Source organism: Mycobacterium persicum (assembly GCF_002086675.1).
In the GTDB taxonomy this organism is placed as follows: domain Bacteria; phylum Actinomycetota; class Actinomycetes; order Mycobacteriales; family Mycobacteriaceae; genus Mycobacterium; species Mycobacterium persicum.
This window is the reverse complement of the sequence record NZ_MVIF01000338.1, coordinates 1-288: the sequence shown is the minus strand read 5'-3', so window position 1 is coordinate 288 and position 288 is coordinate 1. Positions and strand designations below refer to the sequence as shown.

The 288-nt window shown below is 64.2% G+C and carries 1 protein-coding gene; it reads left to right on the top strand.

Features of this window, described 5'->3' with window-relative positions; translation table 11 throughout:
• The coding region (locus BST40_RS30585) for a DUF4266 domain-containing protein (RefSeq protein WP_167381717.1) at window positions 1-288 on the top strand (288 nt) is incomplete at both ends.

Here is a 288-nt window from a genome sequence, read left to right as displayed (position 1 = left end):
AGATCGGCGACGCCTACGTCGCCGAGGTGTACCGGTGGGCCAAGGCGAACGCGATCCCGGTGCGTCGCTTCGCTAAGGGCGAGAACAAGGAGCAGATCGCCGCGCCGCTGATCGAGGCCGCCCAACGCGACGGTGGTGGTGGGAAGGTGGTGCTGGTCGGGATCGCGCAGGAGAAGACCCCGGTGTGGCGGTCATGGAAGGCCAAGGGCCGAGAACACCTCGCGCATCCGCACATGGAGTGGGGTCGGCAGATGGCCTTCGTCAATCATTTCTATTTTTATCTGTGGG